The sequence below is a fragment of the Glutamicibacter sp. genome (assembly GCF_050701915.1).
Classification (GTDB): domain Bacteria; phylum Actinomycetota; class Actinomycetes; order Actinomycetales; family Micrococcaceae; genus Glutamicibacter.
On sequence record NZ_JBOGEG010000017.1, the window covers coordinates 49531 to 74106 of the forward strand.

Below are 24576 nucleotides of genomic sequence, written 5' to 3' on the forward strand. Positions count from 1 at the left end.
GAACTTATGTTGAATTGTCGGGTACGGGTGAAAAATCTAGTGCTTGACGTTCTTGCGGCGCAGCACGTCGAAGCCCACGGCAATCGCAATCACGGCGCCGATGACTACCTGCTGCCAGAAGGCGGAAACCGAAAGCAGGTTCAGCCCGTTGCGGATCACGGCCAGCACCAGGGCGCCGATCAGGGTGCCGGAAATGCGTCCCACGCCGCCGGAGAGCGATGCGCCGCCGATGACCACGGCCGCGATGGCATCCAGTTCGTAGCCCGAAGCCAGGGTCGGCTGGGCCGAGTCCAGGCGGCCGGCCAGGATCATGCCGGACAGGGCCGCGAAGACGCCGGAGATCACGAAGACGGTGACCAGCACGCGTTTGACCGGGATGCCCGAGAGGCGCGCGGCTTCGGTGTTGCCGCCCACGGCGAAGGCGTTCTTGCCGATGACGGTGCGGTTGAGCACGAAGGCGGCGAGCAGGCCGGAGACAACCAGGATCAGGATCGGCATCGGGATCGGGCCCAGGTCATCGCCCAGCCAGGACACCGAGGAGCTGGTGGAGATCGGCCGGCCATCGGAGATCACCAGGGTCAACCCGCGCACCACCGTGAGCATCGCCAGCGAGGCGATGAAGGTGGGCAGCTTGCCGTAGGCGCTCATCGCGCCGGTAACCGCGCCGCACAGTGCACCGACGGCCAGGCCGATCGGGATGGACAGGCCATCGGGCAGGCCGGCGGTGGTGATGGCGTAGGAGGAGCCCATGGCCGAGAGCGCCGCGACCGAGCCGACCGAGAGGTCGATGCCGGCGGCGACGATCACGAAGGTCATGCCGAAGGCCATCACCGCGATGGTGGAGACCTGGATGCCGATGTTCATCAGGTTCGGCCCGGTCAAGAAGCGCGGGGTGGCGATGAACAGGGCCAGGCATAGAATGACCAGGCCAACCAGGGCTCCGTTGTTGGCAAGGAATGCCTTGAAGTCAAAGCCCTTCTTCGGGGCAGTAGCTACGCTGCTCATTACTTGGTTCCCATTTCTTCTTCGCGGTGCACATTGCTGACGGCCAGGGACATGATGGCGTCCTGGGTGGCTTGGCTGGTGGCCAGTTCCCCGGCGATGCGTCCCTGGCTCATGACCAGGACGCGGTCGGACATGCCCAGCACTTCGGGCAGTTCGCTGGAGGCCATCAGGACGCAGCCTCCGGAGGCGGTGATCTCATTGATCAGTTCGTAGATTTCGACCTTCGCGCCCACGTCCACGCCGCGGGTCGGCTCGTCGAGCAGCAGCACCTTGGCCCCTGCGGTGAACCAGCGGCCGAACACGGCCTTCTGCTGGTTTCCGCCCGAGAGCGAGCGGATGGGCGCATCGATGCTGCCCATGCGGATGCGCAGGCGTTCGGCGACCTGCTGCGCGCGGGCCTTCTGGCCCTTGCGGTCCACCAGGCCGTTCTTGGCGGTGGCGGCCATGGTGGCGTAGCCGATGTTCTCGGCCACCGAGGCATCCAGGACCAGGCCCTGGGTCTTGCGGTCCTCGGGCACATGGCCGATCCCGGCGCGGGTGGCTGCGGCCACGTCGAAGCTGGCCAGCTTCTTGCCGTTGACCGCCACGATGCCGCTGGCGTACTTGTCGGCTCCGGCGATCGCGCGGATCAGCTCGGTGCGCCCGGCCCCCATCAGGCCGGCCAGGGCAACCACTTCGCCGGGGCGGACTTCCAGCGAGATGTCTTTGAGCATGCCGTCGCACAGGTTTTCCACGCTCAGCAGCGGCTTCTCGCCTGGCTCGGTGGCCACGCGCGGGAACTGCGCGTCGATGTCGCGGCCGACCATGAGCCGGACCAGCTCGTTCTCGTCGGTGTCCGCCGGCACGGTGGCGATGAACTTGCCATCGCGCAGCACGTTCACGAAGTCGCCGATTTCGGCAATCTCATCGAGGTGGTGGCTGATGAACACCATGCCTACGCCCTGTTCCTTCAGGGTGGCGACCACCGAGAACAGGTGCGCAATTTCGGCCTTGGTCAATGCCGCGGTTGGCTCATCGAGGATCAGCACGCGGGCGTCCAGGCTCAGCGCCTTGGCGATCTCCACCAGCTGCTGCTGGGCCAGGCCCAGCTGCCCCACCGGCGTATCCACATCCAGCTTCAGTCCGAGCTTGTCCATCGCTTCGCGGGCGATCTGGCGCATGGCGCGGCGGTTGATGATGCCGAATTTGCGCGGCACGCGGCCCAGGGTGATGTTCTCGGCGATGGTCATCGATGGCACCAGGTTCAGTTCCTGGTGGATGGTGGCGATGCCCAATGCCTCGGATGCCTTGGTGTCGGGAATCTTCACGGCCTTGCCATCCACCATGATCCGGCCGGCGTCCGGCTCGTGCACGCCGGCGATCATCTTGATCAGCGTCGATTTGCCTGCGCCGTTCTCGCCGAGCAGCACACAGACCTTGCCGGCATGCACCTCGACGGTGACCTCGTCGATAACCTGTACCGGGCCGAAGGACTTGCAGACCTTGTCCAGGACCAGCAGAGCGTCATTACTCATTCTCGTTCCTTCCATCCTCACCTATGCGCCGGTGGCGGCTTGCGTTGGGGCCAGCGACTCACGCGCGGTGAATCGGCTGATGAATTCTTGGGGCTCGGGGCTCTTGCCGGCCATGACTTCCTGGAGCGCGGTGACCGCGGCGCGGCCCATGCTGGTCAGGTCGTGGCTGATCGTGGCGATCGGTGGATCGTGCATGAGCATCGCGTCCACCTCGTCGAAGGTGATCACCGAGAGCTGCTGCCCGATCCGGATGCCGGCTTCGCGCCACACGGTCAGTGCGCCAATGGCCATCGGCGCATCGGCGATGATCACTGCGGTGGGCTGCAGTTCATGCTCCAGCAGCCAGCGGGCGCCTTCGGCGCCCGAGGCGGCGCGGAAGTCACCGGCGAAGTGCAGTGCAGAATCGGTTTCCAGGCCGTTGGCTGCCATCGCCGCGTCAAAGGCGCTGTGGCGCTCGCGGGCGGTGGAAGCGTGGTCCGGGCCGCCCAGGAAAGCGATCTTGGCGTGGCCCAGGATCTTCAGCTGCGCGATGGCTTCCTCCAGCGCCCCGGTGCTGGCGGCGGTTATGGATGGAATGCGAAGCTCGGGCAGGGTGCGGTCCACGAAGACCAGCGGAGTTCCCGAGGCAATGATGCGCTGCATCATCTGGCTTGGCCGGTCGGCGTCTTCATCAAGGCCCTGGGGTACGACAATCAATCCGTCAACGCGGCGCGAAAGCATCGCGGCGAGGAACTGGTCTTGCTGTTCGGTGTCCTCATTGGCATTGCCGATGAAAGTCATCATGCCTGCTGTAAGTGCCTGCTGCTCGACAGCGTGCGCGAGATCGGAGAAGTAGGGGTTTCGCACATCGGATATCAGCAGCGCGATGGTGTCGGTTTTGGTGGAGCGCAGGGAGCGGGCTTGGGCATTGGGCACGAAACCCAATTCCTTGGCAACAGCTTCTACCTTTTCACGGGAAGCGGCCGAAGTGGCGGGGTGGCCGGAAAGAACGCGCGAGGCAGTCGCGGAAGATACTCCGGCTGCAAGTGCCACATCTTTGATGGTGACAGCGTTCATGGCGATAAGCCCCTTTGCTTACGTGTAATCGATTCCATGGAATCGATTACACAGTTTTCCGCACAAAGAAATTTAAGTCAATACGCCGCCTCGGAGCTTCAAATAATCCTTGTACAGGGACTAAAATTTTTGGGCCCGTGACTAGCCACTTCCGGTTTTCTGCAGCATTCCGCACGAAACATCCAATAATCAAAGTCACCTCGGGGCCAGCTGGCCTGATGGTCGCTAAGATGGTGCTTGTGTCGGTCAACCAGCTTTCAGATAGCGCTCAGAACTATCTCAAGATCATCTTCGGTCTCAACGAGTGGTCAAGCGATCCGGTAACCGCCAGCATCATCGCCAGCAAATCAGGCATGAAGCTCTCCACGGTTTCCGGCGCCCTGAGCAAATTGCGCCAGCAAGGCCTACTCGACCATGCGCCCTACGGAGCCGTAACACTGACCGAGCTGGGACGCGAGTATGCGGTCACCATGGTGCGCCGCCACCGCCTGATCGAGACTTTTCTGGTGCAGATGCTGGGCTACCGCTGGGACCAGGTGCATGACGAAGCCGAGAGCCTGGAGCATGCGGTGTCCGACTTCATGATCGAGCGCATCGACAGTCTCCTGGAGCATCCCACCCGCGACCCGCATGGTGACCCCATCCCGACTGCCGAAGGCCGCATTTCCATCCCGCAGGCTTTCAATTTGGGCGAAGCCAGCGACGACGCCCACGTAGTTGTTGAACGCATTGCCGATGATGATTCGCAGCTCTTGCAGCATTTCTCCGACCACCGGATCGTTGTCGGCGCGCAGCTGCGCATAACCGCCGGCGAGCAATTCTCCGAGACAGTGAATGTCCAGGTCTGCTCAACTGGTGAAACCCTGCGCTTGGGATCGCGCGCGGCTGCGGCGGTATGGGTCTCCCCCGCCCCCTAAATTTCCTTTTCGGCCCCTGGTTACCGGCAAGCGGAATCGGCACTTCCATGCACCTTGGGACTGATTGTCCAGCCCATGGCTTAGAGTGATGGTCAACCAGGGATACTGCAATGTACAAGTTTTACATGGGGGTCCATTGCAGCATTCTTGGCCATCTCCCTCGCTCTCGCTCTCTTGAAAGACATCGCCTTGCCAAGAAAACTCATCGCTGCGCTCTGCGCGGCAGTCTTGGTGCTCGCTGGATGCAGCGCACCGGAGGCGCCTACGGCACTTCCAGATATGGAGCCCGCACCGGCTGAAAACCAGCTGGCAACGCATCAGCCATTGCAAGTTGAACGGGCTGCCACCAGCAGCAAGAAGGTCACTCCCGGGGCGAAGCTCAATGGCCCCAAAGCCACCGCAGTGCTCAAGACCCTGCCGGTAAAGGGCAAGGCGGCCGCCACTGGATACAACCGGAACAAGAAGTTTGGCAACGGGTGGAAGGACTTCGACAAGGACAAATGCGATGAACGCCAGGACACCTTGTCCCGGGACATGTCCAAGGTGAAGTTCAAGGACCGCAAGAAGTGCACCGTCGCTTCGGGCACGTTGCATGACAGCTACACCGGCAAGCGGATCAATTGGAAGGTCAAGTCCGGCAGCGTCGACATTGACCACGTGGTTTCCTTGAAGAACGCGTGGATCTCCGGTGGCCAGAAGCTCTCGCAGGCCCAGCGCCAGGCGCTCGCCAATGACCCATTGAATTTGATGGCGGCTAGCGCCTCAGCCAATCGCCAGAAGGGCGATAAGAACACGGCCGAATGGCTCCCCAAGAACAAGTCCTTCCGGTGCCAGTACGTAGCAACCCAGATCAGCGTCAAGAAGAAGTACGCGCTGTCGGTCACCAAATCCGAAAAGCGGGCCATGGCCCAGGTGCTGAAGAGCTGCCGCAACTAGAAGGCTGCGAAAGTCACCACGATCAAGCCTGCCGGTTCAAAGCCCAAGGCATCGCCGAAGAAGGACGCGAAGAAGGCTCCTGCCGTGGTCAACGGCACCGTGCTTCCAGGTGCCTACTGCAAGTCGACAGACAAGGGAAAGCGCGGCAAATCCAAGGCCGGCAAGTACTACACCTGCAAGACCAATGGCAAAGGCAAACTGCGCTGGCGCGCCTAAGGTGATTGCAGGCCCTTAGCGAGCCAGCTGGTTCAGCTGCAGATGCGGGCGCAGCGCATGGAAATACCCTTCCAGATAGCCGGTAGTGGTTGGGTGGAAATTGAAGCTATCGGCAGGGTTGCCCGGATCCAGATACAGCCATGAATCGCGTGAACCCACCGCATTGTTGTTGAACGGGCCCAGCACGGGAATGAATTTGGCGCTGGTTCCCTGCGTTGCATCGCGGATGGCTCTATTCAATGAATCGGCGACCTTATTGAGCTTGCGTGCGTTGGCCGCGGTGATCAACGCCTGGTCGCCAACGGAATTCGTCAGCAGGCGCGGATAGCCCAGCACCAGGATGTTGCCTGCAGTTTGCCGATCGAGTTGGGCCAGGGTTCGCTGCACTTGGCCAGTCACCCCTGCCAACTCTTCCGTGGCATCGGCAACCATCGATTCGCACAGGGATGGGTTTCCGAAATTGCTGCAGGCCATCAGGGTGCTGCTCCAGGCAATATCGTTGCCGCCTACGCTCAAGGTAACCAGGTCTGCAGCAGCTAAATAATCGGAGACGTAGGCTGCGGCTTGGGCAACCTGGCCGGAGGTGAAACCGGCGCATGCGGCATCAATGGCCAAGTGCACACCGGGAAGGCCAGCAATCGCATCCACATGCGAGACCCCGTCGGTTTGGAAACAGCCCGGCAGCGGGCCAGCGGTAATTGCCCCGGATCCAAAGCCGGCCGAGTACGAATCCCCGAGATTCACATATTCGATCGCGTCTGGCGATCCCTGGGTGGGCTCAGCTGCTGACGGCGCGGCTCCTGCCAGGAGCAATCCAGCTAAGCCGAACGAAGCCGTAAACAGCGCGAGTATCTTGCGTAGTGCTTTGCCAGCCATTGGAAATACCCCAATTCCATGATGCGTGCGTCCGTTGCCCTGCAGCGCACTAGCTCGTTTGCTTGCAGCTGCATGGAAAATACGCCTTTGGCCCGCCTGATCCAGCGCTTCTTCCCCCGATCTTGAGCGCCGAAGGCGAGATCAAGGAACCCCTGCAGTTGCCACCGGCAAGCGCTCGTGCGGGCACCCGGTCGTGCCCACATCTTACGCCTCATTTTCCCTTCTGGTGCGGGAAACTTGCCGCTGTCTTCTACGCTCTTGCGGCCAGCGCCTTGCGCCGCCCCTTGCTGGCGAGCCGGGTGGCGATGAGTCCTTGTTTTGGACTGAACAAATAGGCAATTCCGAAGATCGCCGCTTGGGCCAAAACCACCATTCCACCAGTCGAGGCATCGAGGTAGTAGCTCATGTAAACGCCCAAGATTCCGGCACAGGTTGCGAGCATTGGCGAGATCAAGAGCATCTTCCCGAAACGATCGGTCAACAGGTAGGCCGTGGCGCCCGGGATAATCAGCATGGCGACTACCAAAATGACGCCAACTGCCTGCAAGGCCACAACTGAGGTCATTGCCAATAGCCCCAGGAGCACTGCACCGATAATCCGCGGGCTCATTCCCAAGGCATGTGCGTGCGTTTGGTCAAAGGCATACAGCGTGAAGTCCTTGCGTTTGAGAATCAGGATCGCGAAGGTAATCGCGCCGAGCACCAAAACCTGCCACAAGTCGTTGGCCGAGACACCCAGCAAATTGCCAAAGATAATGTGGTTCAAATCCACATGACTCGGCGTGACCGAGATCAGCACCAGCCCGATGGAGAAGAGCGTGGTGAAGACGATGCCGATGGCCGCATCTTCTTTAAGCTTCGTGGTGTCGCGGACTCCCCCGATCAAGGCCACCGCGAGGAATCCGAAGACTAGGGCGCCCAGGGCAAAGGGAGCACCCACAATGTAGGCCAGCACGACTCCTGGCAATACGGCATGCGAAACTGCATCGCCCATCAGCGACCAGCCGATGAGGACCAGCCAGCAGGACAGGACCGCGCACAGTACGGCGGCGATGATCGTCACCAGCAAGGCGCGCACCATGAAGGTGTAGCCCAGCGGCTCAGCTAGCAATTCAATGAGGTTCATTCCCCGCCTCGCTTCATGGGATCCAGCCCAAAGGCCAGGGCCAGGTTTTCCGCTTGCAGCACGACATCCGGATGGCCATGCATCAGTACCTTGCGCATCAGGAGCACCGCTTCATCGGCAAGTTCCGGAAGCGCGTGCAGGTCGTGGGTGGAGATCAGCACGCTGCCGCCTTCATCAGCAACTTCACGCAATAGCTTGGTGATCGTTGCTTCGCTGCGTTTATCCACCCCTGCGAAAGGCTCGTCCAGCAGCATGATATTGGCGCCCTGGGCAATGCATCGAGCGACGAAGGCACGCTTCTTCTGGCCTCCGGAAAGCTGGCCGATTTGCCGGTCGGCAAAGCTGGTCAGTTCCACCCGTTCAAGGGCTTCATCCACGGCTGCATGGTCCCTTTTCCTGGCTCTCCTGGTCCATCCCATTTGCCCGTAGCGTCCGGTCATCACCACTTCACGCACCGAGATCGGGAAGTTCCAATCCACGGCTTCGCTTTGCGGCACGTAGGCAAGCTGTCCGCTTTTTCGAGCCTGCAGCGGGTCGGTGCCGTTGACGTGCACGCTGCCGGTGTCGGGTTTGATCTGCCCCATGATGGTTTTGAAAAGCGTGGATTTGCCCGAGCCATTCATCCCGACCAATCCACAGACCCGTCCGCGGCCCAACTGCAAGGAGGCATGGTCCAGGGCCAGCACCGGGCCGTAGTGGACGGTTGCGGCCGACACGTCAATTGCGAGGGCATTGCTGGGCTTCGCGTTCATGGTGTTTGGCCTTTCAAAGCACGGGCGATGGTTTTGGTGTCATGCGAGATCAGGTCCAAGTAGCTGGGTACCGGACCGCCAGGCTCGGATAGCGAGTCCACATAGAGCGTTCCGCCGTAGGATGCATCGGTGGATTCAACGACTCGTTGCATGGCCGCATCGGAGACCGTGGATTCGCAGAAGACCGCAGGAACGTCGTTTTCCCTGACAAAGTCAATAGCCGCGGCGACCTTGCGCGGCGTAGCTTGTGATTCCGCGTTGACGGCCCAGAGATACTTTTCGGCCATCCTGGTATCCCGGGCAAGGTAGCTGAAGGCCCCCTCGCAGGTAACCAAGACGCGTTGCCGTTCCGGGATTTCCTCTAGCGCCGTTTCGAGCTCGTCGTGGACCTCTTGCAGTTTGGCTTGGTAGGCCTTGGCATTTTCCCGGTAGTCGTGCGCGTTGGCCGGATCCAGTTCGCTAAATGCATCTGCCATGCGGTCCACGTAGATTTTCACGTTCAGTGGGCTCATCCACGCATGCGGATTGGGCTTTCCCGCACCTTCTTCCTGGACGATATCGATTGCCTCGATCCCCTGGCTGACGGTGGCATGCGGGGCGTCATTGTCTTCGACGAATTGCTGGAACCAGGCTTCGAGGTTCAGCCCGTTATCGAGAATCAGGTCCGCATGCGAGGCTCGGCGCAGATCATCCGGGGTAGGTTCGTAGCCGTGGATCTCTGCACCAAGGCGGGTAATTGATTCAACGCGCAGGTGATCGCCTGCGACATTCTGGGCAATGTCCTGCAGGACCGTGAAGGTCGTCAGCACGACGGGCCGCGGGTCGCCAGCGGCCGCCGGGGCTGCAGTCGTGCCGTTCTGGGCGCAGCCAACTGCCACCAGCAGCGGCATCAGCAGCAATGCCAGCCTACGGATTAGCCGGTGCTTGCCGATTGTCATCATCACCTGTAGCCCTCGAATCCTGAGCGTCTCGGCGTGGCTCCTGCGTCGTTGCCGGAACCCGCAAGCGAGAATCTTCGCTCATACACAGGATAATGTTCGAGGGGTCAAACATTCAATTCGATGACACAGTCATCCCATGCTCAGTTCATAAACCAGGCGAGCCGCGCTGCGTGCCGTCCGAGCGTCAACGTCAAAGCGCGGATTCAATTCCACTACATCAGCCACGGCAAGTTTTCCGCTGGCCACAACTTGCTGGCACACCGCGCGAATAACTTCATAGGCGACCCCGAATCCTGCCGGCGCGCTAACCCCGGGCGCAACACTGGCAGGCAGAACGTCCAGGTCAATGGTCAAATACAGGAGATCAATATGCTCAAGGAAGTCAGCGACAAACCGCTGGGATTCTGCAAGCTGGCACTGCGTATCCAGCAGATAGCTAACGCCTAGTTCCTCCGCTTTATCGAACAGTGCTTTGGTATTTCCCGGGCGGCTGATACCCAACACGGCATAATTGAATTCACGGTCTTGGCCTTGCATTTTCCTCGCCAAATCAAGGAAGGGCGTTCCGCTGGTACGCTGCACCTCTTCGCGTAGATCGAAGTGCGCATCGAGGTTGAGAATACCGATACGCGCAGCCGGGTTGGCAGCTGCATATTGCAGAAGTCCACTGCCCGTGCCGTAGGCTGTTTCATGCCCACCGCCAAGGACGATTGGCAAAGCCCCTGCCTCCAAGGTTTGGGCGACGGCGAGCGCCAGACGGTCTTGGCCATCCTCCAGCTCGTCTGATTCAACCACCACATCCCCCAGGTCCACCAAGGTGCGATGTTCATGGATGGCCATTGGACTCAACGCAGTGCGCAGGGCTGCCGGCCCAGCTGCGGCGCCGGTACGCCCTTGGTTGCGCAGCACTCCGGCATCAGAGCAAAAACCGATCAGTGCCACCGCGCCGGGCAGTTCACCCGGTGAAGCCGTAACGATGTGCTGGTGCCAACGCAGATGCTCTGGCCCGTCTCCGTCGGTTCGTCCAGTCCATGCAATAGCCCCCCGGTCGGTGATGGCTTGATGTTGTGCTGCTTTTTCGCCCATGGGACTAAGCAGAACAGATTCCGCGTTCCGGTACTACCGTTCAGCTACAGTCGTTGTCCAGCATCTCAGACTCGCTTGGCTATTGGCCTAGTCCTCATGGATAAAGACGAACGCTGTCGTAGAGCCCGGTTCAATTTCGGTGCGTCCTGCATCCTGGATTACCGGCCCGGCAGCATGTTGCGACAGTGCCTCAAATTCCTTGCGCGGTAGATGGCGGATACCCACCGGCGCGTGAGCCTTGAGCCAGCTTTCAATACCCTGGCCCTCTGCTTCGGTCAGCCATGCGAACAGTGCGTGGGCGCACTGCGCAGCCGCCTTGCCGGTAGACATTTCCAGGGAGGCATTGACTGCAATGCTGACCTTCGCGGCCAGGATCTCCTCGCTCTTGGGCAGCTGCGTTCCTGAGACCTGCAGCTTGGCGATGAGCTTCGGCAGGTCTGAGGCAGGCAGTGGCGGAAGTCCAACAGCTTGTGCTTTTCCGACCTGGCTGACCATCTGGCCGGGGAACATTTCCAAGACCTTGGCGAACATTTTAGGGTTCGCACGGCGTACCGATTTGGCGAAGGCCTGCGAGGCCCACTGCTGCCAGTCCGGGTTCTGCGGATCTTGCAGGTAGGCGATGACTGCGGCCCGCGAAACGGCTGAAAGCCCCTCGTCCTCGGTCGACGGATCTTCCTTGTCGATTCGGAGGATGATGGGCTGGACCAGTTCTCCGGGGTCGCGATCGCGCAGTTCAGTCATGGCTCCATTCTAGGTGGCTCACCCACGTGGACAATGCAAAGGACCATGGGCGCGCGCCAGCCGAAGCAAAAGTGAACTATGGAATTGCGATGACAACCTTGCCGGATAAGCCACCGTCAATCATGGCTTGGAATCCCAGATGGATTTCATCCAGCGGGTACACGCGGTCGATAACTGGACGCAGCTGGTGCCGTTCGACAAAGTCCACCATGGCTGCAGTTTCGTCACGAGTCGACCCCGTGGAGCCGATCACTCGGAGCTGCTGGTAGAAGATGCGCCCAAGGTCAGCTTCTGGACTGGTGCCGCTGGTGGCGCCGGCAATGACGATGGCTCCGCCCAGTTTCAGGCAGCGCAGGGAGTGCGCCCAGGTAGCTTCACCAACGGTTTCAATCACGAGGTCCACACGTTCTGGCAGTCGGTCACCGGTATTGAAGGCTCCGGCGGCCCCCAGTTCGAGTGCCAGGTCGCGGTTCGCTTCTGAACGGCTGGTGGCGTAGACGGTTGCTCCGGCAGCGTTGGCTAAGGTGATAGCCGCGCTGGCAACGCCACCTCCGGCGCCCTGAACCAGGACCTTATGCCCTTCGCGCAGCTGGCCCTGGGTAAACAGCATTCGATAGGCAGTAGACCAGGCCACTGGCAGGCAGGCGGCTTCCTCAAAACTCAGTGATGCCGGCTTGTCCAGTACACAGCGTTCTGGAACGACAATGTACTGGGCGAATCCGCCGTCATGCTGTTCCGAGAGCAGCGCACGGTTAGGATCGAGGGTTTCATCTCCTTCTCCGGCATCAGCATCGGCGATTACGGGGTGAATGATGACTTCTCGACCGTCTTCGGTCACCCCAGCTACATCGCAGCCCAAGATGATGGGAATGTTCTTCGGATCATGCCCTACACAGCGCAGGGTCCACACATCATGCATGTTGACCGATGAGGCCTTGACACGAACCTTCACCCATCCTGGTTCCACGACGGGCTCCGGGACATCCTTGAGCACCAGTCCGGCCAACGGGTCGTTGGCGTTCTGCGAAACGGCTACGGCTGCGCGCATGTACTACACTCCTGGGAAATCTCGGGGGCGAGCTTTTAGTTCAAGGAAGCTCGGTTTATTCCCAGTCTTCGAGAGCTGGCCGGCGTTGTCCATGGACTGTGCCGCAGGGCGGAATGATCTGTTGGTACATGGCTTGGCCACCGCATAGAGTCCGGCAAGGTAATCAAAAGTCTTCAGAAGCCATCAGGAGTATCTTTGCCGGAGCAGACCGCACCAATCTGGCATTCGACCCCATCGGTCGAAATGCTTAATATCAAGGCCGAAGGCACGCTGAATCATAACTTGGGCATAGAAATCACCGGCATCACCAATGCCGCGTTGCAGGGCCGGATGCCGGTAGATGAACGCACGGTACAGCCGGCCGGCGTGCTCCATGGCGGAGCGTCGGTGGCATTCGCCGAAACGCTGGCTTCGTGGGCCGGGTACCTTGTCGTGGACAGCTCCCGTTTCCATGTTGTCGGCCAGGAGATCAACGCAAACCACCTGCGCCCGGTCATTGCAGGGCAGTATGTGCACGGCGAAGCGACCCCCATCCAGTTGGGCCGCCGGTCCCACGTATGGCAGATTGATATTCGCAACGAGGCCGGCAAGCTAGCATGCATCTCGCGTTGCACGCTGGCCGTCATTGATGTCCCCGGCCAGTACGCCACCAAAGAGGAACGCGCCTAGTCCAGTGGCTTGAACTGGGCTACCTGCGGAATGGTGGTGGTGACATGCAGAACTGCTTCATTCACCAGCGCACGGTAGCCATGCTTGATATCTCCCGGGAAGCGGAAGCTGTCTCCGGCTGAAAGTTCCACCCGGTCGAACTCGCCGGTGATGCAGACTCGTCCAGAAATAACGTAAACCTGATGCAAGGTGCCGCGAGAATGGGCGCGGAATGCCGCTTCGTCTCGGACTTGCACCCTGACGATGCTGGTCTCGGCGAATCCTGTTCCATAAATCCGGTCCAGGTCGCGCACCGCGCCTACCGGATGCTCGTGAAACGTCCCGTCGGTGGCGCGTTGCAGTTGAATATTGCTGCCATAGGTACTGAGCAGCGCCGGCATGCTTGTTCCCAGGCCTTCGCAGATGGTCTCCAAGGTCCCGATGGTCGGGTTGCCGTCGCCGGATTCGATTCGCGACAGCGTCTGCTTTGAGGTACCGGTACGGCGGGATAGTTCGCCAAGTGAAAGCCCACGCTCACGACGGAAACGACGGATATTCTTCGCAATGGTCTCATTGTGATCCATGGCCAAATTGTCTCTTATAAGTGACGCATTGTCATGAATCTTTGACTTTGGCGTTGCCGATCCCCACCATTAATTGGTATCCATTGACTTTTGGAGGACATGATCCGGCCAAGGAGTCTTCTTCGATCGGAGCCATGAGATGCCACCTTCAGCCTCATCACGAGATAACCGCACCGCGGTCGACAAGGCCATGGCCCTGCTGCGTGCATTCGAAGAAGAAGCCACCACCGGCGTGGGCGTCAGCGAACTAGCCCGGCGTGCCGAGCTGTCCAAGTCCACGGCTTTTCGCCTGCTTGCATCTTTGCAGTCCAACGGTGCAGTCGACCGCGCAGGCAACGCCTACCGTTTGGGCAAGATGATCCAGAATCTCGGCACTACGCAGGAATCGGATCTTCATGCACGACTGCGTGATGCCTTGACCCCCTATATGGTGAACCTGTACGAAACGACCCGCCAGACCGTGCATCTCGCAGTGCTCCAGGGAACCGATGTCGTGTACTTGAACAAGCTCTATGGGCAGTTGGCTGTGCGCAGCCCCTCGCGCATCGGCGGTCGCTTGCCTTCCTACTGCACCGCGGTCGGCAAGGTGCTCCTGGCCTACAACCCTGATGCCGCCGAAGTCGTATTGTCCAAGGACATGTATGCCTGGACCGAGCACACGATCACCGAGTCCTATCGGCTGTCGGCAGAGCTCAAGGCCATCCGCAAGGACAATGTGGGTTATGATCGCGAAGAAATCCTCATGGGCCTGAATTGCGTGGCCGCGCCAGTATTTGACGGCACCGGCCAGGCGGTTGCGGCGCTGTCCATTTCAGGTCCTACCGGCCGTTTCCGTCCGGAAAGCCAGACCTCAATTCTGCGCCGCGTCTCCTACGAAGCCTCGCGCGCCGCTGCTGCCGTTACAGCCGCGGCCCAACGCTCCTAATTTCCCGCTCAATGCAGCAAGACCGATGCCCCATGCATTGGGGCATCGGTCTTAGCGGGGGAACTGCTACTGGTACCTAGCGCGTAGGCACTTCATCAATGCGGCGTGATTCTTCCAGAACCCACGATGGCTCTGCAGTCATCAGGCTTACTGCCCGATCATGCAGATCCACATCCACCACGTAGCGGTAGCCAGCGCTTTCAGCACGGCCAATCTGTTCTATATCCTCTTCAGGTGTAGCGATCACCAGCCGGCGGCAGGCTTTGTCGCGACGCATGATTTCCTCAGACACCAGCTGCACACTGCCAGCTACTGCATCCTCCGATGGGTACACCACCCGGTCATGGGCCGAGACCGGATAGGCATCTTTCAATTCGCTATTCAGCGAAAGCACCACATCGCAGCGCCCCCGAGCTTGATCGGCTTCAAATATTTCAAAGCCGTGCTCGAAGCCCCTGGCTGCGGGCACTTCAGCCAATCGCCAGCTTTCAGGCAAAGGATCAGGCCACTTGATCAGGTCCAATTCATTTTCTTCGTGACTCATTTATTGCTCACCTCATCGACGCTATGGAACGGATCTTAGCTTTGTCGAGCTTGCCCGCGCCATTACGCGGAACATCTTCCAGCAGCATGATCTCCTTGGGCAGCTTGTAGCGAGCCACATGCGAGGTCGCGTAGTCGCGGATTTCCTCGACGGTCGGCTTCACTCCCGGCTTGCAGCTGATCACAGCAACCACTTTCTCACCCCACTGCTCGTCCGGGCGGCCGACAACAGCGACATCGGTCAGCCCTGGGAAGCCAGCCAACGCACGCTCTACCTCTGCTGGGTAGATGTTCTCGCCGCCCGAGATGATCATGTCCTTCAGGCGGTCAACGACGTACAGGTAACCGTCTTCATCGCGGTAGCCGATATCGCCGGAACGGAACCATCCATCGCAGAAAGCGGCTTCGGTTGCATCCGCGTTCTCCCAGTAGCCCCCGGTGATGTTTGGACCTTTGGCCCACATTTCACCTGTCTCGCCAGGGGTTTCTACATCCTGCAAGGTTGCAGGGTCCACGATGCGCACCTCGGTGTACGGCATTGGGATGCCGCATGACCCTGGCTTGCGGTGGGTGAATTCTGCTGGCAGATAGGTTGCGAATGGCGCAGTCTCTGTCAATCCCCAGGCCTGCTGCACGTTCACGCCTTTGGCCCTGTACTGCTCCAGCAGTACCGGCGGAACTGGGGCACCGGCGCAGATCAGCGCGCGCAGGCTGGAGATGTCGCACTTTTCGAACTCGTCGGTCTGTTGCATTGCACCAAGCATCGCGGGCACCAAGAAGCTCTGGTTGATCGCGTACTCTTCGATGTCGCGCAGTGCCTGGCGAGGATCAAAGGTACGCCGAATGATGGTGCGGCCACCGCGTACGATGCTTCGAATGGTCAAGGCATTCAGCCCACCAATGTGGAACAACGGGGCTACAGCCAGATTGCTGTCTCCACGCCGGGTGTCGACCAGCGAATCAACGTTCACCGAGTTCCACCAAACGTTGCCGTGGGTCAGCTGCACGCCCTTGGGCACCCCGGTAGTGCCGGAGGTGAACATCAAGATGCCCAGATCGGATTCGTGGCGTGCTACCGGATCGCCCAGCCCGGCGCCGCCACCGGCAGCAAGGAATACGCTGAGCATCTGGAAGTACTCCGGCACCTCGTGCTTGATGGGTGCCAGCTGGTCATTATCGACCATGATCAGTCCGGTGGTTTCACGCAGCTGATCGAGGCTGGGGATCAATTCGATGACCTCTTGGTGCCCGTTCTCGACGATGAGCACTTTGGGCCGGGAACGCTTCACTAGATCTTCAACTTCCAACGGTGCCAAGCGGAAGTTCAGTGGCTCGTAGACGGCACCAACCCACCACGTAGCGAGATTGATGATTAGGAAGTTGGCGCTGTTCAGGCCCAGATAGGCAACTCGGTCGTTTTCCTTGACGCCGCTGGCAACCAGCGCTTTGGCATAAACGCGGATTTCCTCGACCAGCTGCGCGTAGGTCCAGGTCCGATCGCCATAGACCAGTGCTTCCTGGTCCGGGAAGAACTTTGCCTGGCGCACTACCCCGCTGGCGGCATTGATATCGATGTCTTTCACAGCTTGTCTCCTCCTGCTGCACGGTCACCGAAACCACGGATGCCAATGCCCCCATCGGCTTGGATGATCTGTCCGGTGATATTGCTTGAATTCTTCTTCGAGGCCAGCAATACGTATGAACCTGTGAAATCCACTGGGTCGGTCGACGCGTCGTGCAGTGGAATGAGCGGATTATTGCCGGTGATGGTCGATTTGGCGAAGGAATCACTAATCGAGCGATCGGCCAGTCCAGTGGATTCTGGGCCGCGCAGGTCGGTATCCATGCCACCGACGGCTACGCCATTGACGCGCACCTTCGGGGCGAGTTCATAAGCCAACTGGTTCACCAGGCCGCGGGCAGCAAACTTGCTGGCCGTGTAAACGGGCCCACCGCCTGCGGTGTAGAAGGACGCGTTGGATAGCGTCATGACAATGGAACCGCCACTGGCCACCAGATGGCGCCATGCGGCTTCAACGGTGAGCAGGTAGCCCTTGACGTTGATGGAGAACAACTCGTCGAAGGAATCCGAAAGCTGTTTTCCGTCCAACTTGGTCACCGGGCGGTTGTAATCCCAGATCCCGGCGTTCGGCACGAGGATGCTCAACTTGCCGAAGTGCTCAACGGCCTGCTCCACGGCGGCATGCAGGGCTCCGGAATCCCGCACGTCCGCGGAGATCGCCAGCATATTCTCCGGGGCCGCCGATTCCGCAACGACCTTCTCAAGCTTGTCCTGGTTGCGCCCGAGGATTGCGACCTTCGCGCCTTCGGCGAGGAAGCGATCGGCCACCGCGCGTCCTATGCCGGAGCCTCCGCCGGTGATCAGGGCGACGTCGCCCGATAGCCAACCGGCTGCGTTCTCTTTAGTGCTCACGAGTTGTTCTCCTGAAGATTTAGCAGAAGCGCGACCGGCCGTTTCCAGCTAGGCCGCACTTCCAAGGCAAGGGTTTAGAAGAAAGTACTCAGGTTCTTCGCCTGCAGAACGTTCTGGTCGAAGAGCAGCTCGCGGCGTGCAACGCCGAAGCTTCCATCTTCACGCACGCGCACAATGTCGGTGCGGCCGCCGCAGTAGATATCGGTTTCGGTCTGCAAGCGATTGCGGTACACCAAAAACGCGCAACGCACCGACAGTTCGTTTTCGCTGACCCAATGCGCGGTGACATTGGAAATCAGGTGGCGGGTGCGCGAAGGAGGATCTTCAGCCCACGCCATGCCTGAGTCGTAGCGGCGGATACGCCACGCGAGCGACTCCTTGGTTTCGTCGAAGTACGCTGCTTCCCCTTCGCGGCCGATAGCCAGCGCAGCTTGGCGGCGCAGGCGGTTGGTGCGCAGCGGTGCGAAGTAGAACAAGTCTTCTTCAAAGATTTCCAACCAGTCGGCAAAGCGGCCATCATCTAGCAGTTCGGCTTCACGGAAGTAGAACTGGGAGATGCGATAGTGCAGTTCCGAATCAACCAGCTCGCCAGCAAGCTCGAATTCCGGGCTCTGGCTACCTGCAATTGCGTTTTCAGTCACGGTTTTCCCTCAATTCCTTTCGGCAAGCCCTAGCGGGCCAGCTTCTTCAGATCAATGGATGGGTCAGCCAGTTGCTGCGCGTTCACTGGCTTCTGCTTGTCGATGATCCGGCGGGCAGCGCGCACCATCAGACCACCGTCGATCGCTGCGCAACCAGCGAGCAGGCCTTGGTCGTCGATGCGGAACGCGGCGACGGGAATGCCGTCGAGTTCACGGGTCACCAAGGTGCCTTCGCCGAGCATGGAGCCCACTCCTTCGACGTGCACGCCGTGGCGGTCCGACCAGAACCAGGAAGCGCCGTGCGATGGCAGGTCTTGTCCGAGCAGGGCCGCGGCAACGGTAGTGCCGGTGTTCATGGCGTGTTCCCAATGCTCTGCACGGCGCAGCAAAGTGCCATCTGGCAAGCGGGTGCGCGCGGTATCACCGATGGCAAAGACGTTCGGGTGGCTGGTGCGCTGGGACTCATCGACCAGGATGCCGTTGTCGGTGTCCAGGCCGCTGGCCGAAGCCAGTGCGGTGTCGGCAACAATGCCGATTCCCACCAGCACCACGTCGGCTTCGACCCTGCCATTGTCCTTGAGCTCAATGGTGTGCACGCCAGCTCCATTGACGGTGATCTCGGTGGGGACTCCGGTGACGACCAGGACCCCGTTTTCGCCGTGCATTTGATGCAGGCGGGTAGCCAGCACTTCGCCCACGGCTGGAACCAATGGCGGGTCGATTGGATCAATCAGGGTCACATCGGCACCGAGCCGCAGGGCCGAGGAGGCAACCTCAGCGCCGATCAGCCCCGCGCCAACGATAGCCAACCGAACACCTTCGCCAAGCACCGAACGCAGGTGATCCGCATCCTTCATCGTGCGCAGCTCCAGTACCGTGGGCAGTTGCCCGCCGGGGATTGGCAACCGGCGGGCGGTACCACCGGTAGCCAGGACAATCTTGTCGGCGTGCAGCTTCTGGCCATCGGAGAGCACCACCGATGGTGCGTCAGCATCCAGCTCGACAACCTTGGCGGTGATGACCTCGACGCTGTTCTCGGTGAACCAATCGGCGGCACTGAGCAGGATCTGCGTTGCATCGCGCTTGGCCAGCAAGTAGTCCTTGCTCAGCGGCGGACGATCATAAGGCAGCCCCTCCGGGTCTACGATTGCCAGTTTGCCGGTGAAGCCCTTTTCGCGCAGCTGGCGGGCTGCGGTGAATCCCGCCATGCCTCCGCCTGCAATGATCACTGATTCCGGTGCCATGATCTTCCTGTTCGTTAGTCGTTCTTCGCGCGCCTATTTAGGCAATTGCGTCCACGTTCGGGTGCAGCAGCAATTCCTCGCCGTTGACCTCGACCTTATGGGTTCGGGCAGCGATGGTTGCAGGCATGCACAGTGCGGTGCCTGCCTTGAGGCAGAACTTCGCCGAGTGAACTGGGCATTCGACCTCCGTACCTTCGATCCAGCCATCAGCCAGCGAAGCATCCTCGTGGGTGCACGTGTCGTCCAGTGCGTAGAAGTTTCCATCCTCGGCGTGGAAAATCGCAATGTCGTTGCCGGTGCCGTTCTCGTCGCCCGGAATAACCTTTGCTTCGCCTTCTTCGATGTCCTCAACGGAGCCGATGCTCAATGGGGTGCTCATGGTTACTTGTTCCTTTCGTGCCATGCCGGGGTGTTCATGATCTGGGCCCAGTGCTTGTAGAAAGCGCGGCCTGCGGCGTCCGAGTACAGTTCGCTGGTGGTGCCGGGGTAGACACCGTCTTCGCGTTCCGAACCGATGCCCATCTGGAAGTTCAGCGGGACGCGGTTGGTGACGAAGCCACCGGAGATGGCTTGGATTTCAGACCAGTTCTCTCCGTCATCTGCCTCGAAGATGCCCGAGGGGCCAAAGGTACGCAGGTTGTACAGGCGCTGGGCGTCTTTGACATCGTCCGGCATCGATTTATCGACCAGGACCCATGCCCAGACCTCGATCTTGTTCGGGCCTTTGGGGTGCCAAACGCGGATCGAACCGTTGACCGGAAGGTAGGAGAAGTTCGGGAAGACTGTGGCGTGACCGGTAGTCATCGGGCCTTCAACGGCTGCATCGCCGAGGCGTTCGCGCAGCATCTCGTAGTCGTAGTACTCATGCACCGGACGCGCATCGAAGCGGGACTTCGGGTGGGTCGGGAAACCAGCACCATGTCCGTTTTCGCTGACGAATTGGCGGCCAGGGGTGGCAGCGATGTCCGGCTTTGGGCCTTTGCCAGTTGGCGAGAGGACCATCAGCGCCGATGCGTGGGACATGTTCACGTGGTACCAGTCGGTGGCGAACTGCTCGGCAGCGAGCTTCCAGTTGCCATCCAGTTCCCACTTCATCACACCGCCCATAACCTCGGTGCCTTCCGGGTCGCGGTCCAACATGGCATCCATGTAGTAACGCATATCGCCCAGGGCTTCCTCCAGCGGCTCAGCTTCATGGTCCCAATTGCCGAAGAGCAGACCCTTGTATTCCTGAACGTTGGGAACCTCGATCAGGCTCCACTTGTTCCTGTCGAAATCTTCTGGGTAGGCCTTCTCGTTAGGCACGGACTTCAGCGCACCGGCCAGGTCGAATGACCAGCCGTGGTAAGAGCAGGTGAACATCTTGGTGGCACCGGCGTCAGCGCGGCACAGTCGAACGCCGCGGTGTCGGCAGGAGTTCAGGTATGCGCGGATCTTCTTGGTCTTGTCCATGGTGACGATGATGGGATCTTCACCCATGAAGGTGGTGAAGAAGTCGCCTGGCTTCTTGAACTGGCTGGTGTGCGCCAAGAAGAGCCAGCTACTGGCGAAGATGCGTCGCTGCTCTTGGGCATAGATTGCTGGTTCGCTGTAGATGGCACGGTCAATCAGACCGCCATCGGAGTCGACAAGGGAGCTGACATCAATGTTGCGATTCAGCTCTTCCGGGCGTTTCATCCGACCGATGGAAGCGTTGGCTTCCGGCTGTGTCGAACAGCTATCAGCGGATGGACAATTATCAGCGGTGCTCATCTGCATACCGTCCTTGCTCTGGTGTGGTGCCGCCTAAGCTCCGGCGACCTTGCTCGTGATCCATTGACACATGCGGGGAGTGAATCACGCCACCCGGTGTTCCGAACCATAAGAACGCCCCCGCTGTCAAGGTGCGGCATGGCGGCGGTCACCATCGTCCGGGCATTCGCGTTTCAGTGCCGGAAATCCGGGGAAAACAGCCTGCCGAAAACCGCGCCCTGCGCACACTGGGATGCTGGCGGCGGTCCATGCGCAAAATTTTCCAGCCCCGGCCTCAAGGCGCCGCCCCCAGGGTATTGAAAAGCGGTCACGACACTGTCCTCGAACACTCTCCAACGCCACCTGCTGGCCCCGGCAGCAATCGGACGACCAACTGAATCCACAAGTGAGACGCAGATTTCATCTCATATTCAAGCGCACTCTTGGCAACAAGGTCTCAGTACCGTTCCGGTGTGCGGAACGGTACTTGGCAAGTTCGCCGTAACTCACCTCACACTGTTCAAAGCGCAATAGCACGCCGGGGACAGCGCCCCCAAGCCGTTCATCGTCACCCTTTACGACACTCGGAGCTCGCAATGGATCAAGCATCAACCTCGGCCGCAAAGCCGACAACAACCAAGGAATCCCGAAGGGCGCTGATTTCCAGCTTCCTCGGATCCACTGTGGAGTACTACGACTTCCTGCTCTACGGCTCGGCCGCAGGCTTGGTCTTCCCGCACCTGTTCTTCTCGGACGAAATGGACCCGACATTGGGTATGGTGCTTTCGTTCGTGATCTTGCTGGCTGGATATGCCACCCGACCAATCGGCGGCGTGCTCTTTGGCCACTTCGGTGACCGCTTCGGACGCAAGAACATGCTTTTCATTACGTTGATGATGATGGGCCTGGTTTCGGTGGGCATCGGCCTGATGCCAACCTACGACGCCATTGGCGTCGCGGCCCCGCTGTTGCTGGTACTGCTGCGCGTAATCCAGGGTCTGGCCGTTGGCGGCGAATGGGCTGGCGCTACTCTTATGGCTGCCGAGCATGTTCAGGAAAAGAACCGCGGCCTGGCAGCGTCGATCGCGGTAACCGGAGGTCCAACCGGTTCCGTTCTGGCAACCTTGATCCTCGGCCTCTTCGCAGGTTTGCCGCAGGAGCAGTTCCTGTCCTGGGGCTGGCGCATTCCGTTCCTGCTCTCGGCCGCGCTGGTTATCATTGGCCTTTACATGCGTTACCGAGTGACTGAATCTCCTGACTTCGTAGAAGCCCAGAAGTCCGGAAAAATTCATACGGGTGTGCCAATTGTCCGCGTGCTGACCCAGTACCCGCTGTCTTCGTTGTACGGAATCCTGGCCGCTGCCGGCCCGCTGTTCATGCAGTCCTTGCTGGCCATATTCATGGTTCCCTACGTTGTCGAATCCGGGGCAGTTGATCGCCAGCAGGCGCTGATGATGCTCACCGCTTCCTCATTCGTTCATATCTTCGCAATTCCATTCTTTGCGGGCCTTTCGGACCGGTTCGGGCGACGTCCGGTGATGCTGGTTGGCGCCGGCATCTCCATCGCCCTGGTCTTCCCTATGTTCGCGTTGTTCAACTCCGGCAGCTTCTGGCTTATCGCGTTGGCATTCATGGTTGGCAACCCAATCATCCAGGCATCGATGTACGGTCCAATCGGCGCCTTCCTGGCCGAGAAGTTCGACACCCGGGACCGCTACACCGGTGTATCACTGACCTTCCAGCTCGGTTCGCTGGTCGGTGCAGGTACTGCTCCCCTGATGGCTACCTGGTTGATCAATCTGGGCAACGGTGGCGGCACCAGCAACATCGCTTGGTACTTCATCTTGCTGATCGTTCTGGCTGGGCTATCGGTCTACCTGTCCAAGGAAACCCGTAGCCGCGCAGCACGTACCACGCTGCGCGCCGAGGAAACCATTGACGACAAGGTTCTCGGCCAGTAATCGAAGCAAACCGCGGATGGGACGGGCCTGAACTCTCGGGTCCGTCCCACCGATGCGTTCGGCGCATCCGATTTTTGCAAGTCAACGAAGTCTAGTGAAATCTTAATTCTCCAACCACGACCTGCACCCTACAGTGGTGTGCGGGCCCGTCCCCAGTTCAAGAACCTTAGGAGCAACCATGGCAATTCCGAACAGCGTAGAAGAACTCGGCGCTCTCGTTGACAAGTTCCTCTCCCGTTTGGGCTTCGATGACATTGTCACCACCCTTGGGCTCGTGCCGCATGCCGCCGACGGCAAGAGCATCAGCCTGCGCATGCCATTGAAGGATCCCCTGGCCCAAGCCAACGGCATGTTTTCGGCCGCCGCGCAGTTCGGAGCCGCCGACATCGCCGGAACTTTCTTGGCCATGGCGGCTTACGCAGACAGTGGCCAGTTCCCGCTGGCCGTGCAATCGAACCAGAACTACATGAGCAATTCCAAAGCGGATTATGCCGTAGCGACCGCGCGCATCCTGCGCGGCGGGGGCTCCGTTGCGGTCACCGAGGTGACCGTCGCTGACAGCGAAGGCAAAGAGCTAATGCACTCGACGTTCACCTATGTCATCAAGGAACGCAAAGTAGGCAAGTAACCTGCTTCGTTCCGCTAGATGGAACGAGAGGGCGCATTGCTCAGGCAATGTTCCTATCGTGGAAATTAGGATTCCCGCCGTGCACAACTTTCATCGTTGCCCGGCACCCGTGAGCAAGTTTGAAGGAGCGTCCCATGACTGAGACCGCAATTCCGCAGTACACCACCGACAAGTTCTTCGGCCTGGAAGACAAGTGGCTGCAAACCGCAGAAGGCGAACTGACCCACTACCACGAGCTAGGCGAAGGCACGCCAATCCTGTTCCTTCACGGTTCGGGTACCGGAGTCACTGCCGCAGCTAACTGGTGGCTCAATCTTCCGGAGCTGTCCAAATCCGGCCGCTGCATCGCTATCGATTCGGTGGGCTACGGCCAGACCATCGCCCCAGAAGACATCCAGTACGGCATCAAGGAATGGGTCCGCCACGCGGTACGTACCTTGGATGCTTTGGGCATCGAGAAGACCTGGATCGTTGGCAACTCGCTAGGCGGCTGGCTCGCATTCCAGTTCGCCATCGACTTCCCCGAGCGCCTGCTCGGCGTGGTATCCATGGGCACCGGCGGGGCCAAGCTCACCGGTGCTTTGAAGGGCCACTCCAACCCAGTGCTCACCGAAGAAGGCATCCGCAAGACCTTGGAAATGTTCGTAGTGGACAAGTCCCTTGTCACCGACGAATTGGTTTCCCTGCGCTACCAGTCGGCGCTGAACGATACCGCGTCGGAGCGTCTGGCGAACGTAGTTGCAGCTCGCGACCGCGACCGCACCGAACTGCCGCTGGACTTCGATGTTCTGGCCAAGCTGGAAATCCCGGTACTGCTGATCCACGGTGTCCAGGATGTAGTCATCCCGGTTTCGCGCACCTGGGAACTGCTGAACTTGATTCCGAACGCCGATGCGCACATCTTCAGCCAGTGCGGCCACTGGTCCCAGGTGGAACGCGCCGAGGAATTCAACCAGGTAATTTCTTCCTACCTGGCACGCCACGCCTAATCGGCAAAGTTTCCGAGTGGCGGGGGGGGGGGGG

26 protein-coding genes are annotated in these 24576 nt (G+C 60.0%); 8 read left to right on the plus strand and 18 right to left on the minus strand.

Annotated features, from left to right (window positions below):
• Positions 1–36 precede the first annotated feature (36 nt).
• Genes ACRDT3_RS11400 through ACRDT3_RS11410 form a run of 3 tightly spaced genes read right to left on the minus strand, consistent with a single transcriptional unit; the run spans position 37 to position 3575 of the window.
• Positions 37–1005, minus strand: a complete 969-nt coding sequence (locus ACRDT3_RS11400) for an ABC transporter permease (protein WP_431493078.1) — start codon at positions 1003–1005, stop codon at positions 37–39.
• Positions 1005–2519, minus strand: coding sequence for a sugar ABC transporter ATP-binding protein (locus ACRDT3_RS11405; protein WP_431493079.1), 1515 nt, complete (start codon positions 2517–2519; stop codon positions 1005–1007). Before ACRDT3_RS11405 ends, ACRDT3_RS11400 begins: the two co-directional genes overlap by 1 nt.
• 21 nt (positions 2520–2540) lie before the next feature.
• Entirely contained in the window at positions 2541–3575 is a 1035-nt protein-coding gene (locus ACRDT3_RS11410) for a LacI family DNA-binding transcriptional regulator (RefSeq protein ID WP_431493080.1), read from the minus strand.
• Between the two features lie 239 nt (positions 3576–3814).
• Here ACRDT3_RS11410 and ACRDT3_RS11415 point away from each other — a divergent pair, with 239 nt between their 5' ends.
• From ACRDT3_RS11415 to ACRDT3_RS11425, 3 genes are all read left to right on the plus strand, one after another.
• Complete coding sequence (locus ACRDT3_RS11415) at positions 3815–4492, plus strand: metal-dependent transcriptional regulator (RefSeq protein ID WP_431493111.1); 678 nt, start codon at positions 3815–3817, stop codon at positions 4490–4492.
• Positions 4493–4681: 189 nt separating this feature from the next.
• Positions 4682–5428: an HNH endonuclease family protein gene (locus tag ACRDT3_RS11420; protein ID WP_431493081.1), complete on the plus strand. Its 747-nt coding sequence runs from the start codon at positions 4682–4684 to the stop codon at positions 5426–5428.
• A gap of 84 nt (positions 5429–5512) precedes the next feature.
• Positions 5513–5644: a hypothetical protein gene (locus ACRDT3_RS11425; RefSeq protein WP_431493082.1), complete on the plus strand. Its 132-nt coding sequence runs from the start codon at positions 5513–5515 to the stop codon at positions 5642–5644.
• A gap of 15 nt (positions 5645–5659) precedes the next feature.
• Here ACRDT3_RS11425 and ACRDT3_RS11430 read toward each other — a convergent pair whose 3' ends face one another.
• The 7 genes from ACRDT3_RS11430 to ACRDT3_RS11460 all read right to left on the minus strand — a co-directional run bounded on the left by ACRDT3_RS11430 (position 5660) and on the right by ACRDT3_RS11460 (position 12214).
• Positions 5660–6520: a GDSL-type esterase/lipase family protein gene (locus tag ACRDT3_RS11430; RefSeq protein ID WP_431493083.1), complete on the minus strand. Its 861-nt coding sequence runs from the start codon at positions 6518–6520 to the stop codon at positions 5660–5662.
• A 250-nt stretch (positions 6521–6770) separates the two neighbouring features.
• Complete coding sequence (locus ACRDT3_RS11435) at positions 6771–7646, minus strand: metal ABC transporter permease (RefSeq protein ID WP_431493084.1); 876 nt, start codon at positions 7644–7646, stop codon at positions 6771–6773.
• On the minus strand, positions 7643–8398 hold the full coding sequence (locus ACRDT3_RS11440; RefSeq protein ID WP_431493085.1) for a metal ABC transporter ATP-binding protein: 756 nt from the start codon (positions 8396–8398) through the stop codon (positions 7643–7645). The genes ACRDT3_RS11435 and ACRDT3_RS11440 overlap by 4 nt, the downstream gene beginning before the upstream one ends.
• Complete coding sequence (locus ACRDT3_RS11445; protein WP_431493112.1) at positions 8395–9336, minus strand: metal ABC transporter substrate-binding protein; 942 nt, start codon at positions 9334–9336, stop codon at positions 8395–8397. Before ACRDT3_RS11445 ends, ACRDT3_RS11440 begins: the two co-directional genes overlap by 4 nt.
• Before the next feature lie 132 nt (positions 9337–9468).
• Positions 9469–10425 carry a formimidoylglutamase gene (gene hutG / locus ACRDT3_RS11450; RefSeq protein WP_431493086.1) on the minus strand — a complete coding sequence of 319 codons (957 nt, stop codon included), beginning with the start codon at positions 10423–10425 and terminating at the stop codon, positions 9469–9471.
• Positions 10426–10512: 87 nt separating this feature from the next.
• A complete protein-coding gene (locus ACRDT3_RS11455) occupies positions 10513–11166 on the minus strand; it encodes a peptidyl-tRNA hydrolase (RefSeq protein WP_431493087.1) in 654 nt (217 codons plus the stop codon).
• A 76-nt stretch (positions 11167–11242) separates the two neighbouring features.
• Entirely contained in the window at positions 11243–12214 is a 972-nt protein-coding gene (locus ACRDT3_RS11460) for a zinc-binding dehydrogenase (protein ID WP_431493088.1), read from the minus strand.
• 195 nt (positions 12215–12409) lie between these two features.
• Here ACRDT3_RS11460 and ACRDT3_RS11465 point away from each other — a divergent pair, with 195 nt between their 5' ends.
• Positions 12410–12883, plus strand: coding sequence for a hotdog fold thioesterase (locus ACRDT3_RS11465; RefSeq protein WP_431493089.1), 474 nt, complete (start codon positions 12410–12412; stop codon positions 12881–12883).
• On the opposite strand, the gene ACRDT3_RS11470 is transcribed toward ACRDT3_RS11465, so the two are convergent.
• The gene (locus tag ACRDT3_RS11470; protein ID WP_431493090.1) at positions 12880–13446 is read right to left on the minus strand and encodes a helix-turn-helix domain-containing protein; all 567 of its coding nucleotides are present in this window, start codon (positions 13444–13446) and stop codon (positions 12880–12882) included. The genes ACRDT3_RS11465 and ACRDT3_RS11470 overlap by 4 nt on opposite strands.
• 139 nt (positions 13447–13585) lie before the next feature.
• On the opposite strand from ACRDT3_RS11470, the gene ACRDT3_RS11475 reads away from it, so the two are divergent.
• Positions 13586–14371, plus strand: a complete 786-nt coding sequence (locus ACRDT3_RS11475) for an IclR family transcriptional regulator (protein WP_431493091.1) — start codon at positions 13586–13588, stop codon at positions 14369–14371.
• Between the two features lie 76 nt (positions 14372–14447).
• Here the strand turns inward: ACRDT3_RS11475 and ACRDT3_RS11480 are convergent, their stop codons facing one another.
• The 7 genes from ACRDT3_RS11480 to ACRDT3_RS11510 form a co-directional block, all read right to left on the minus strand.
• Positions 14448–14915 carry a hypothetical protein gene (locus tag ACRDT3_RS11480; RefSeq protein WP_431493092.1) on the minus strand — a complete coding sequence of 156 codons (468 nt, stop codon included), beginning with the start codon at positions 14913–14915 and terminating at the stop codon, positions 14448–14450.
• Positions 14916–14922: 7 nt separating this feature from the next.
• Entirely contained in the window at positions 14923–16497 is a 1575-nt protein-coding gene (locus ACRDT3_RS11485; RefSeq protein WP_431493093.1) for an acyl-CoA synthetase, read from the minus strand.
• Entirely contained in the window at positions 16494–17348 is an 855-nt protein-coding gene (gene hcaB / locus ACRDT3_RS11490) for a 3-(cis-5,6-dihydroxycyclohexa-1,3-dien-1-yl)propanoate dehydrogenase (RefSeq protein ID WP_431493094.1), read from the minus strand. Before hcaB ends, ACRDT3_RS11485 begins: the two co-directional genes overlap by 4 nt.
• 74 nt (positions 17349–17422) lie before the next feature.
• A complete protein-coding gene (locus tag ACRDT3_RS11495) occupies positions 17423–17989 on the minus strand; it encodes an aromatic-ring-hydroxylating dioxygenase subunit beta (RefSeq protein WP_431493095.1) in 567 nt (188 codons plus the stop codon).
• Positions 17990–18018: 29 nt separating this feature from the next.
• The gene (locus ACRDT3_RS11500; protein ID WP_431493096.1) at positions 18019–19233 is read right to left on the minus strand and encodes an NAD(P)/FAD-dependent oxidoreductase; all 1215 of its coding nucleotides are present in this window, start codon (positions 19231–19233) and stop codon (positions 18019–18021) included.
• 37 nt (positions 19234–19270) lie between these two features.
• Positions 19271–19612, minus strand: a complete 342-nt coding sequence (locus tag ACRDT3_RS11505) for a bifunctional 3-phenylpropionate/cinnamic acid dioxygenase ferredoxin subunit (RefSeq protein WP_388023120.1) — start codon at positions 19610–19612, stop codon at positions 19271–19273.
• 2 nt (positions 19613–19614) lie between these two features.
• Positions 19615–20985 (minus strand): aromatic ring-hydroxylating oxygenase subunit alpha, encoded by a 1371-nt coding sequence (locus ACRDT3_RS11510; protein WP_431493097.1) that lies wholly within the window; start codon positions 20983–20985, stop codon positions 19615–19617.
• Between the two features lie 575 nt (positions 20986–21560).
• On the opposite strand from ACRDT3_RS11510, the gene ACRDT3_RS11515 reads away from it, so the two are divergent.
• The 3 genes from ACRDT3_RS11515 to ACRDT3_RS11525 all read left to right on the plus strand — a co-directional run bounded on the left by ACRDT3_RS11515 (position 21561) and on the right by ACRDT3_RS11525 (position 24542).
• Positions 21561–22925 carry an MFS transporter gene (locus ACRDT3_RS11515; RefSeq protein ID WP_431493098.1) on the plus strand — a complete coding sequence of 455 codons (1365 nt, stop codon included), beginning with the start codon at positions 21561–21563 and terminating at the stop codon, positions 22923–22925.
• Between the two features lie 178 nt (positions 22926–23103).
• Entirely contained in the window at positions 23104–23553 is a 450-nt protein-coding gene (locus tag ACRDT3_RS11520; protein WP_431493099.1) for a PaaI family thioesterase, read from the plus strand.
• Between the two features lie 134 nt (positions 23554–23687).
• Positions 23688–24542, plus strand: coding sequence for an alpha/beta fold hydrolase (locus tag ACRDT3_RS11525; protein ID WP_431493100.1), 855 nt, complete (start codon positions 23688–23690; stop codon positions 24540–24542).
• The last annotated feature ends 34 nt before the right edge of the window (positions 24543–24576 follow it).